Below are 10,852 nucleotides of genomic sequence, written 5' to 3' on the forward strand. Positions count from 1 at the left end.
TCGCCGCCCGGACGAGGAGTGCCTCCGTGAGCTTCACCAGCCCGTACCCCGATGTGGACATCCCGAACCTCGGTCTCTACGACTTCCTGTTCGGGTCGATCACCGAACAGGACCTGGGCCGGGTCGCGCTGATCGACGGCGCCACCGGCGAGGAAACCGACTACCGGACGCTGATCGCGAAGATCAACGCCGTCGCCGGCGCGCTCGCGGCCCGCGGCCTGAGCGTCGGCGACGTCGTCGGCCTGCACTCGCCGAACTCGCCCGAGTTCGCGGTCGCCTTCCATGGCATTCTGCGTGGCGGCGGCACCGCGACCACGATCAACGCGCTCTACACCGCCGCCGACATCGCCAAGCAGCTGAAGGACTCCGGCGCCAAGGCGCTGTTCACGGTCTCGCCGATGCTGGCGCAGGCGGTCACGGCGGCCGAGCAGGTCGGCATCCCCGCCGAGCGGGTCATCGTCCTCGACGGCGCCGAGGGGCACCTGTCGCTGGCGGACCTGATCGCCGAGGATGTGTCCGCACCGACCGTCGCCTTCGACCCCGCCACCCAGGTCGCGGTGCTGCCGTACTCGTCCGGCACCACCGGCAACCCCAAGGGCGTCGAGCTGTCCCATCGCAACCTGGTCGCGAACGTCTGCCAGGTCGGGTTGCCCGTCCCGGTCCGCGCCGACGACCGGGTGCTCGCGGTGCTGCCGTTCTTCCACATCTACGGCCTGACCGTGCTGCTGAACCTGTCGCTGTACCAGCGCGCCAGTCTCGTCACGATGGCGAAGTTTGACCTGTCGAAGTTCCTGACTCTCGTGTCCGGGAAGAAGTGCACCTTCGTGTTCGTCGCCCCGCCGGTCGCGCTGGCACTGGCCAAGCACCCGATGGTCGACGAGCACGACCTGTCCAGCGTGCGCACCATCGTCTCCGGGGCGGCGTCCCTCGACGAGGAACTCGGCAACGCGGTCGCGGCGCGGCTCGGGACGCGGGTGCTGCAGGGGTACGGGATGAGCGAGCTCAGCCCGGTCAGCCACATCATCGGGGTCGACGAGCTGGAGGTGTCGCTGAGCTCGATCGGCAAGCCGCTGCCCAACACCGAGAACAAGATCGTCGACCCGGCAACGGGCGCCGAGATCGCCGTCCCCGCCGAGGGGCGCAGCGAGCCCGGCGAGCTGTGGGTCAAGGGCCCGAACGTGATGCTCGGCTACCTGAACAACGACGCGGCGACCGCGGAGACGCTCGACGCCGATGGCTACCTGCACACCGGGGACGTCGCGGTCGTCGACGCGGACCTGAACGTGTACATCGTGGACCGGCTCAAGGAGCTCATCAAGTACAAGGGCTACCAGGTGCCGCCCGCCGAGCTGGAGTCGCTGCTGCTCACCCACCCGCAGATCGCGGACGCCGCGGTGATCGGCGTGCGCGACGCCGAGGGCGAGGAGGTGCCGAAGGCGTTCGTCGTGCTGCAGGCCGGCGCCGAGCTGACCGCGGACGAGGTGATGGCGTTCGTTGCCGAGCGGGTGTCGCCGCACAAGAAGGTGCGCCGGGTGCAGTTCATCGACACCGTCCCGAAGTCCAGTGCGGGCAAGATCCTGCGCAAGGATCTGCGTGCCGGGGAGGCGCGCGGATAGGCATGTGCGCTGTCGTCGCGTGCGCGGTACCGAATGGGGCTTTCGGTCACATCAAGTGACCGAAAGCCCCATTCGGTACGGGGGCGGGGTGACGTCGACCACGCCGAGGTGTGGAACCACAAAACGGAGTACACTCATTAATGAGTGAAGTTCGGGAGGTGGATTCGATGGAAGCCGGTCGGCGCGAACGCGGCAAGGCCGAGAAGCAGACCCGGATTCGCCTTGCCGCGCAGGAGCTGTTCGCCGAGCGCGGCTACGAGGCCGTGACGACACAGCAGGTTGCGGACCGCGCCGACATCGCGCACGGCACCCTGTTCCGGTACGCGGCGTCGAAGGCCGAACTGCTGCTGATGGTCCACAACGAGGTGTTCGCCGCCGCCGTCACCCGGGGCGAGGCGGACGCGGCCGGGATCGCGGATCCGGTCGAGCGGGTGCTGACGCTGATCGCGCCGGTCATCTACTCCGGCCGCGACCACGACGAGAACATCGTCGCGTACGAGCGGGACCTGCTGTTCGGTCCGCCGGACGCCCCGTTCCGCCGCGCTGGCCTGCAGATCGTCACCCGGCTCGAGGCGTCGATCGCCGACTGCCTCGCCGGGGGTGGGCGGCACGACGACGACACCGTCGCCGCCGCGCGCGCCGTCTTCGCGGTCCTGCACATGGAGATCGCGCAACCCGTCGTCCGAGCGGACACGCCCGGCGTCGCCTCCGGCGCACTGCGTCGCCAGGTGAACATGATCGTCGCGGGCCATCGCGCTCGCGCCCAACAGGATTGACACCGCACCCGAAAGGAAGGGTCAGATGACCGCCATCACCAAGGTCACCGTGCTGGGGACAGGCGTCCTCGGCTCCCAGATCGCCTACCAGACCGCCTATCACGGCGTCGACGTCGTCGCCTACGACATCAATGACGACATTCTGGAGACCGCGAAGTCCCGGTTCGCGGGCCTGGCCGACACCTACCGCGCCGAGGTCGACGGCGCAGCCGACGGCAAGGCCGACGCCGCGCTGGGCCGGATCACCTACTCCGCGGACCTGGCGGCGGCAGTCGCCGACGCCGACCTGGTGATCGAGGCGATTCCGGAGAACATCGACATCAAGCGCGACACCTACACCCGGCTCGGCGAGGTGGCCCCCGAGAAGACGATCTTCGCGACCAACTCCTCGACGCTGCTGCCGAGCGACCTGATGGCGTTCACCGGCAGGCCCGCGAAATTCCTCGCGCTGCACTTCGCCAACCGGGTGTGGGCGCACAACACCGCAGAGGTGATGGGCACCACCGAGACCGATCCCGAGGTGTACCGCCGGGTCGCCGACTTCGCGTCCTCGATCGGGATGGTGCCGATCGAGATGAAGAAGGAGAAGGCGGGCTACCTGCTGAACTCGCTGCTGGTGCCGTTCCTGTCCGCCGCGGGCCAGCTCGTCGTCGACGGCATCGCCGAGCCCGAGATGGTCGACAAGACCTGGAAGATCGGCACCGGAGCCCCCGCGGGCCCGTTCGAGATCTACGACGTCGTCGGCCTGAACACCGCATACAACATCTCGATGGCGGGCGGGCCCGGTCAGCAGCGGTTCGCGCAGTACATCAAGGAGAACTACATCGACAAGGGCAAGCTCGGGGTCGCCACCGGTGAGGGCTTCTACAAGTACTGACTCGCGGCATTCAGGCCAGTGCGGACGGCAGCCCGACGTCGTAGATCGACAGCACGTCGGTGGTCCGCTGCAGGGCCTCGACCACGACCCCGGCCGGCGCGAGGTGGAACGTCGGGTAGTCGATCTCGCCGAGCGTCGGGTCGACCGTCCACGCGAGTCGTTCCCCGTCGACGGAGAATTCGGCGGAGATGTCCTCCCGATTCCCCCGCGGATCCTGCCGATGCCACGCACCGCCGAGGTGCACCGCGACGAGACCGTGCAGGACGTGCCCGTCGCCGTGCGCGAGGCGCTGATAGCACAGCGCGGTCGGGACGCCCTTGCCGCGCAGCACCGCCGCGAGCAGGTGCGACTTGGCGTAGCAGAGGCCGACCCGCTGCGCGAGGACCTCCGACGCCAGCAGCGTGACGCGGGGATCCTGCGCGTCGTACGAGTGCGCGACCTCGTCGCGCACCCATTCGAACGCCCGGCGCGCGAAGTCGACCTCGTCGGTGGACCGCGCCAGGAGGGTGTCGCCGAGCGCCAGCACCGCGGGGTGGTCGATCTCGACGATCGCGTCCCCGGCGAGGAAGGACGCGGGGTCGGGGACGTGGGTGGGGTTCATCGGTGTGGCCACGCGATGAACCTAGCCTCGCGCCGTCCCGCGGCGCGAGCTGTTTGTTTTGATGCTGATTCGGGCGGAATCGGTGGGAAACAATCAACTCGCGGCCGTCACCGGGGAGGGGTCATGTCGAGGCGGATGCCCAGCAGCCGGATCGCGCGGGACGGATCGAGGCGCTCGGTCAGGGCGAGCGCGGCATCGGTGATCGTCGGGACGTCGAAGGTCGGCTCGGGCAGGGCCCGCGAGCTGGTGTGCGTCTCGAACGGGGCATAGCGCACCTTGAGCGTCACCCGGGTCGCGGGACGCGCCTCGGCCCGGACGTCGCCCGCCACCCTCCGGGCCAGGGTGCGGACCGCGTCCTCGATGTCGGCGCGGTCCGCGAGATTGTGCTGGAACGTGGTCTCCCTGCCGTGCCCGCGAGCGATGTACGGCTCGTCGCTGACCCGGGTCGAGCCGCGCCCGCGGCCCAGCCGGGCCAGCCACGGTCCGGTGGTCGGGCCCAGCGCGTCGGCGAGCCGGACCTCGTCGGCGTCGGCGAGCTCCCGCACTGTGTGAACACCCAGCGCGGCAAGCTTTTTCGCGGTCTTCGTGCCGATGCCCCACAGCGCGGAGGTGTCCCGATCGCCCATCACCGTGAACCAGTTGTCCGCGGTCAGCCGGAACATCCCGCGGGGTTTACCGAAGCCGGTCGCGATCTTGGCCCGCAGCGTGTTGTCGCCGATCCCGACCGAGCAGTGCAACGCCGACGCCGCGAGCACGGCGTGCTGCACCCGACGGGCCAGGGCCTCCGGGTCATCGGTCTCGGCGCCGAGGAACGCCTCGTCCCAGCCGAGCACCTGCACCACCACGTCGAGCGCGCGCAACGTCGCCATGACCGTCTCCGACGCCGCCGTGTATGCGTCGGCGTCCACCGGAAGGAACACGGCGTCCGGCACCTCGGCCAGTTTGCGGGCCGCGACCCGCAGCGGCATCCCGGACCCGACCCCGTACTCGCGCGCCTCGTAGGAGGCGGTGGAGACGACCCCGCGTTCGGTGGGGTCGCCTCGCCCGCCGACCACGACCGGCCGCCCACGCAGCTCCGGGCGGCGCAGCACCTCGACGGCCGCGACAAACTGGTCGAGGTCGACGTGCAGCACCCAGGTGCCCATCGGCTCAGTCTGCGCCCGTCAGCGCGCGGCCGCCCGGTCCGCCCTGCCGACCGGGGCCTACTCGGCCGTCCCCGAGCAGGACACGACGGCGAACTGCCCGGTCGAGGTCTGTTCGCTGATTACCGTGCCGTTCTGACGGATCGTGCAGGTGATCGTTGTCGCGCTCGCGTCGGCCTGGGCGGTGAGGGACGCGATCTTGAGCCCGGATACCGTCACCTGGCGACTCCATGGCAGCGCGGCACCGTTGTCCTGCGCGGTGTTCGCGGAATCCCCACTGGTGTAAGTGATGTTGCTCGCCGTCGGGCCGTCGCTCGTCACCTCGTAGGTGATGCCGACGGACTCGTTGAACTCCTTGTCGATTTCGTTCACGGCACTGCCGAACAGAGCCATGCAGCCCCCGAATGCCAGGACACACACCAGGATGATTCCGCCGAGGATCCACGGCCACTTCTTGCGCTTGGGGGGTTGCGGCTGCTGGTAGTAACCGGGCGGGGGGTACTGGCCGGGCTGCGGGTATTGGCCCGGCTGCCCGCCAGCAGTTGGGTCCTGGCCGGGCTGCTGCGGGCCTTGCGGGGGAACGGACATGGGCGCTCCTCGGGTCGAAGACCGGCCCGGGGCGGTGCCGGCGCTGACCTGCACAGGATTCCACGTTCGAAACTGTCTGCACCGGAGCAGATGTCGCCCGCCGCGCATCCGAGATCGAAACGACACCTAGGGTCCCCGGTCGGCGGATGCCGGGGGAGGAGTCCTCACGTCGCGAGGAGGTGCGGCAGGCCTGCGGCGTGGCGCTGCGCGTCGATGGCGCGCAACGGGGCCAGTTCCGGCGGCTCGTGCAGCCGGTACATGCGACACGGCGGGGCGGGGGAGCCCGCCGCATCGAGCAGCGCGTTGACGGCGGCCCGCGCCGACTCGTTCGCCGATTCCATCGTCGCGAGGTCGATGTCGGTGCGGACGTAGTCGCCCGCGAGGAACAGGTTGCCGATCGCGGTCCTGGCCTCCGGTCGGTGTCGCAGCGATCCGGCCGTGTTCACCAGCAGCGGCGTGGCGTTGGTGTTGGCGCCGAGCGCGGAGTTCCAGGAGACGCCGGGGTCGAGGAACCAGTGCGCGAGGTCCTCGTCCCGCAGCACCGGCCGGGGTCCGTCGTCGAGGCATTGCCGCAGCTGTGCCCACGTCTCCTTCGCGATCTCCTCGCGGGTGCACTGCTTGGCGGTCTTGCCGAACAGGATGCCGGGGGCGTCCCAGTTGGAGATGTCGACGGACAGGCAGTCGTGGACGGTGCCGTCGCCGTAGCGGGCGGCGAAGTCGCCCGGCCAGAACTGCGCCTGGCTGATCGAGGTCAGCGCCCACGGCGAGCCCAGGTAGGCGACGTGCCCGTCCACGATCGGGGTCGGCCTGCGCAGGAAGTACTGGATGCCGACCATCCAGTCCACCGCCAGTTCCCGCAGTCCGGCGAGGGCGGGGTCGGCCGCGAGCAGTTGCGGGGTCAGCAGGTCGACGGCCCGCTCGACGGGGACCGCGAGCACGTACCAGTCGGCCTCGACTCGGGACCGGTTCCCTGCCGCGTCGGCCGCCGTGGCTCCGGTGATCCGGCCGCCGTCGACGTCGAGCGCGACCACCCGCGATCCCATCTCGAACCGCACGCCCATGCCGCGCAGCAGGTCCGCCCACGGGTCGATCCAGGCCTCGTTGGTCGGGCCGTTGAGCAGGCGGTCGAGGTGCCCGTACTCGGGGACGAGGCCCGCGGCGTTGAGGACGAACGCCTGCCCGATCCGGCCGATGGTCCGGGTGGACGCGCGATCCGGCCGCGCGGCGACGAGTTGCCGGGTCAGCGCGGACACCAGCACCGACTGGTACGCCTCCGACTTGCCGTCCGCTTCGAGCGTCTGCGCCCAGGTGGCGTGCTCCCATTCGCTGTCCCTGCGTTCGATGCTGCTGGTCAGGAACATCACCAGCTTCCGGAGGAAGACCTGCATCTCGGCGGGCGGCACCGCCGTGCCGAGGTTGAACATCGCCCCGAGCGAGTCCTGCAGGGTCGTCGCGTCGTACATGTCCAGGCGCACCGGTGCGGCGGGGCTCGGCGACATCAGGTCCGGTCCACCGGGTATCGACATCCGTAGTCCGCCCGCGGCGACGAGATTGTCGAAGACCCCGTTCGCGTTGCCGGGTACCGGGATTCGTTGCATCGTGTCCGGAATGTGCTGGTAGAAGCCGGGAAAGAAGCGGAATCCGTGCTCGCCGGGCAGATCGCCGCGACCGCCGGTGCCGGTCCCCGGTGCGGTGATGCTGCGGGCCTTGCCGCCGAGCGCGGTCGGCTCGTGCACCGTGACGTCGAAGCCGCGCTCGGCGAGCTCGTGGGCGGCGGTCAGGCCGGCCATGCCGCCGCCGAATACCGCGACCGTCCGCCCGGCGGGGCGCGGTGGTGGGGCGGACCGGGCCGTCGTCGCCCGGGTGGTGGCCAGGACCCCGGCGCCCGCCACCCCGGCCAGCACCGCCCGCCGCGTGACGCCCCGATTGCTTCGTGTGCCTACCTGCCGTTCGCGCATGCCACACCCCCGGTTGGGACACTGCGAGATTGTGACAACGGCTGTTGCCACATGTCAGGTATCTCACAGCCGGGACGGTTCGGGGGCGCGACCCGCCGACGGCGTGATCGGAGCGACGCGGTGGCCTGCTCACCACCCGCGGTCCACATGCCAGGATGGGCACATGAGTACCGGAACCCTTGTGCTGCTCCGCCACGGCGAGAGCGAATGGAACGCGATGAACCTGTTCACCGGGTGGGTGGACGTCCCGCTCACGGACAAGGGCATCGCCGAGGGCAAGCGCGCCGGCCAGCTCCTCCGGGAGCACGACCTGCTGCCCGACGTCCTCTACACCTCGCTGCTGCGCCGCGCGATCAGCACCGCGAACATCGCCCTCGACGCCGCCGACCGGCACTGGATCCCCGTGGTGCGGGACTGGCGCCTGAACGAGCGGCACTACGGCGCGCTGCAGGGCAAGAACAAGGCGCAGACCAAGGCCGAGTACGGCGACGAGCAGTTCATGCTGTGGCGTCGCAGCTACGACACCCCGCCGCCGCCGATCGACGCGGGCAGCGAGTACAGCCAGGACGCCGACCCCCGGTACGCGCACCTCGAGCAGGCGCCGCTGACCGAATGCCTCCTCGACGTCGTCAAGCGGCTGATCCCGTACTGGGAGGACACCATCTCCCGTGAGCTGCTCGCCGGCAAGAACGTGCTGGTCGCGGCGCACGGAAACTCGCTGCGCGCGCTGGTCAAGCACCTCGACGGCATCTCCGACGAGGACATCGCCGCGCTGAACATCCCGACCGGGATCCCGCTGCGCTACGACCTCGACGAGAACCTGAAGCCGCTCAACCCGGGTGGCACCTACCTCGACCCGGAGGCCGCCGCGGCGGGCGCCGCCGCCGTCGCCAACCAGGGCGCGAAGTAGTCATCACCGTGACGCGACCCGGGCCCGCGTGTTGCCCGCGGGCCCGGGTCGAACGCCAGGTGAACAGCCGGAAAACACCGGCTCTCGGGCCCGTGACGTGCAGTGAAATGCCGCCACCCGGCGCCGCCCGACCTTTTCGCGGCCGTACGATTCACTCGTGACTGTTGTTCAGGTCGTCGCCCTGGTCGCCGCCGCCGCGGTGGCCGGATATCTGGTCGGCGGGGTGCTCGTCCCGCGACTGCGGGCGCGCTTCAGCAGGCGGGAGGCCGAGCGGGCGGGCCTGACGATGTCCCAGGTCCTCGACCTGATCGTGCTCGCCAGCCAGAGCGGCATCGCCGTCGTCGACCGATTCCACGACGTCGTCCTGTTCAACCCGCGCGCCGAGGAGCTCGGCCTGGTGCACAACCGGACCGTCGAGCCGCGCGCCTGGGCGGCCGCCAACCGGGTCCTCGACACCGGTGAACCCGTCGAGGTGGATCTCGGCGTCAAGAACCCGGCCCGTGGCCGCGGCCACATCGCCGTGCGGGGTCTCGCGCAACTGCTCAGCGAACAGGACCGCCGGTTCGTCGTCCTGTTCGCCGACGACGACTCGGAGGTCGCGCGGATGGAGGCCACCCGCCGCGACTTCGTCGCCAACGTCAGCCACGAACTGAAGACCCCGGTCGGGGCGATGGGGTTGCTGGCCGAGGCCCTCCTGGAATCGGCCGACGACCCGGAATCGGTGCGGCACTTCGGGGAGCGGGTGCTCCTCGAGTCGCGGCGGCTGGGCAACATGGTCGGTGAACTGATCGCGCTGTCCCGGTTGCAGGGCGCCGAGAAGCTGCCCGACCTCGAGCCGGTCGCGGTGGACGAGGTGATCGACGAGGCGATCCGGCGCAGCGCGCTGACGGCCGAGACCGCGGGCATCACCGTCGCCGCCGACCGCCCGAGCGGCCTCGAGGTGCTCGGCGACCGAACCCTCCTGGTGACCGCGCTGTCGAACCTGGTGGAGAACGCGATCGCGTACTCGCCGCAGGGGTCGTCGGTGTCGGTGAGCCGCGCGCTGCGGGGCGGTGACGTGGCGATCGCCGTCACCGACCGCGGCATCGGGATCGCGAAGGAGGACCAGGAGCGGGTATTCGAGCGGTTCTTCCGCGTGGACAAGGCCCGATCCCGGTCCACCGGGGGCACCGGGCTCGGCCTGGCGATCGCCAAACACGTCGCCGCGAACCACAACGGATCGATCACCCTGTGGAGCAAACCCGGCACCGGGTCCACCTTCACCCTGATCGTGCCCGCGCACGCCGAGGAGCTCGATTCCCCCGACGACCCACCGGCGCCCGACTCGCTCGGGCGCCCCACCGGCACACCTGGAACCCCGGTGCCGACCACTCACTCAGACCGCGCCCATCCGGGCGCACCGAACCCCGCCCGTCAGGGCACATCCAGTATGGAGGCCAACCGGTGACGAACGTGCTGATCGTGGAGGACGAGGAATCGCTGGCCGATCCGCTCGCCTTCCTGCTCCGTCGGGAGGGGTTCGAGGCGACGGTCGTCGGCGACGGACCGTCGGCGCTCGCGGAGTTCGACCGCTCCGGCGCGGACATCGTGCTGCTCGACCTGATGCTGCCCGGCATGAGCGGCACCGACGTGTGCAAGCAGCTGCGCGCCCGGTCCGGGGTCCCGGTCATCATGGTCACCGCGCGGGACAGCGAGATCGACAAGGTGGTCGGGCTCGAACTCGGCGCGGACGACTACGTCACCAAGCCGTACTCGGCTCGGGAGCTGATCGCCCGGATCCGTGCGGTGCTGCGCCGCGGCGCCGACACCGAGGCCGAATCGGGGGTCGACGACGGGGTGCTCGAGGCGGGACCGATCCGGATGGATGTCGAACGGCACACGGTTCAGGTGGGCGGTGTTCCGGTGACCTTGCCGCTCAAGGAGTTCGACCTGCTCGAGTACCTGCTGCGCAACTCGGGGCGGGTCCTGACCCGCGGCCAGCTGATCGACCGGGTGTGGGGCGCCGACTACGTCGGCGACACCAAGACCCTCGACGTGCACGTCAAGCGGTTGCGGTCGAAGATCGAGGAGAACCCGGCCAAGCCGGAGCACCTGGTCACCGTGCGGGGGCTCGGGTACAAGCTCGAGAGCTGAGTTCGCCAGGACCGCCGCGAAACCGGTCGAAACGGGCAGCGCCGGGTCATAGCACGCCACGATCACGAAGACCAGCGCGAAGCGGTTTCGATTCGTGAACATGATGCGGGTGCGCGTTGTATTGTCGGCGCTCAAGGATTTCCCCGGATCATCGGATCGTTCCTGCTCGGAGCGGCCGATGGCCCGGAACAGCTCCGCTTCGTCAACGCGCAACAGCTCCGCGTCGGAGCGCGTCGTACGAAGGGGTTTTT

At 70.1% G+C, this 10,852-nt stretch carries 10 protein-coding genes; 6 read left to right on the plus strand and 4 right to left on the minus strand.

The window, feature by feature from the left end:
• Positions 1 to 26 precede the first annotated feature (26 nt).
• The 3 genes from ACFWQG_RS03465 to ACFWQG_RS03475 all read left to right on the plus strand — a co-directional run bounded on the left by ACFWQG_RS03465 (position 27) and on the right by ACFWQG_RS03475 (position 3,269).
• Entirely contained in the window at positions 27 to 1,616 is a 1,590-nt protein-coding gene (locus ACFWQG_RS03465) for an AMP-binding protein (RefSeq protein WP_378506193.1), read from the plus strand.
• 140 nt (positions 1,617 to 1,756) lie between these two features.
• Positions 1,757 to 2,392, plus strand: a complete 636-nt coding sequence (locus tag ACFWQG_RS03470; RefSeq protein ID WP_378506194.1) for a TetR/AcrR family transcriptional regulator — start codon at positions 1,757 to 1,759, stop codon at positions 2,390 to 2,392.
• Positions 2,393 to 2,417: 25 nt separating this feature from the next.
• Positions 2,418 to 3,269 (plus strand): 3-hydroxyacyl-CoA dehydrogenase, encoded by an 852-nt coding sequence (locus ACFWQG_RS03475; RefSeq protein WP_378506195.1) that lies wholly within the window; start codon positions 2,418 to 2,420, stop codon positions 3,267 to 3,269.
• Between the two features lie 10 nt (positions 3,270 to 3,279).
• Here ACFWQG_RS03475 and ACFWQG_RS03480 read toward each other — a convergent pair whose 3' ends face one another.
• The 4 genes from ACFWQG_RS03480 to ACFWQG_RS03495 all read right to left on the minus strand — a co-directional run bounded on the left by ACFWQG_RS03480 (position 3,280) and on the right by ACFWQG_RS03495 (position 7,558).
• The gene (locus ACFWQG_RS03480) at positions 3,280 to 3,882 is read right to left on the minus strand and encodes a transglutaminase family protein (protein WP_378506196.1); all 603 of its coding nucleotides are present in this window, start codon (positions 3,880 to 3,882) and stop codon (positions 3,280 to 3,282) included.
• Positions 3,883 to 3,977: 95 nt separating this feature from the next.
• A complete protein-coding gene (locus ACFWQG_RS03485; RefSeq protein ID WP_378506197.1) occupies positions 3,978 to 5,015 on the minus strand; it encodes a DNA polymerase IV in 1,038 nt (345 codons plus the stop codon).
• A gap of 57 nt (positions 5,016 to 5,072) precedes the next feature.
• Complete coding sequence (locus tag ACFWQG_RS03490) at positions 5,073 to 5,600, minus strand: MmpS family transport accessory protein (RefSeq protein WP_378506198.1); 528 nt, start codon at positions 5,598 to 5,600, stop codon at positions 5,073 to 5,075.
• Positions 5,601 to 5,764: 164 nt separating this feature from the next.
• On the minus strand, positions 5,765 to 7,558 hold the full coding sequence (locus ACFWQG_RS03495; RefSeq protein WP_378506199.1) for an FAD-dependent oxidoreductase: 1,794 nt from the start codon (positions 7,556 to 7,558) through the stop codon (positions 5,765 to 5,767).
• Positions 7,559 to 7,721: 163 nt separating this feature from the next.
• On the opposite strand from ACFWQG_RS03495, the gene ACFWQG_RS03500 reads away from it, so the two are divergent.
• The 3 genes from ACFWQG_RS03500 to ACFWQG_RS03510 all read left to right on the plus strand — a co-directional run bounded on the left by ACFWQG_RS03500 (position 7,722) and on the right by ACFWQG_RS03510 (position 10,601).
• Complete coding sequence (locus ACFWQG_RS03500; protein ID WP_378506200.1) at positions 7,722 to 8,468, plus strand: phosphoglyceromutase; 747 nt, start codon at positions 7,722 to 7,724, stop codon at positions 8,466 to 8,468.
• A 157-nt stretch (positions 8,469 to 8,625) separates the two neighbouring features.
• Entirely contained in the window at positions 8,626 to 9,915 is a 1,290-nt protein-coding gene (locus ACFWQG_RS03505) for a sensor histidine kinase (protein WP_378506201.1), read from the plus strand.
• On the plus strand, positions 9,912 to 10,601 hold the full coding sequence (locus ACFWQG_RS03510; RefSeq protein ID WP_378506202.1) for a winged helix-turn-helix domain-containing protein: 690 nt from the start codon (positions 9,912 to 9,914) through the stop codon (positions 10,599 to 10,601). The genes ACFWQG_RS03505 and ACFWQG_RS03510 overlap by 4 nt, the downstream gene beginning before the upstream one ends.
• Positions 10,602 to 10,852 lie beyond the last annotated feature (251 nt).

The organism is Rhodococcus sp. NPDC058532 (assembly GCF_042719255.1).
In the GTDB taxonomy this organism is placed as follows: Bacteria; Actinomycetota; Actinomycetes; order Mycobacteriales; family Mycobacteriaceae; genus Rhodococcus_G.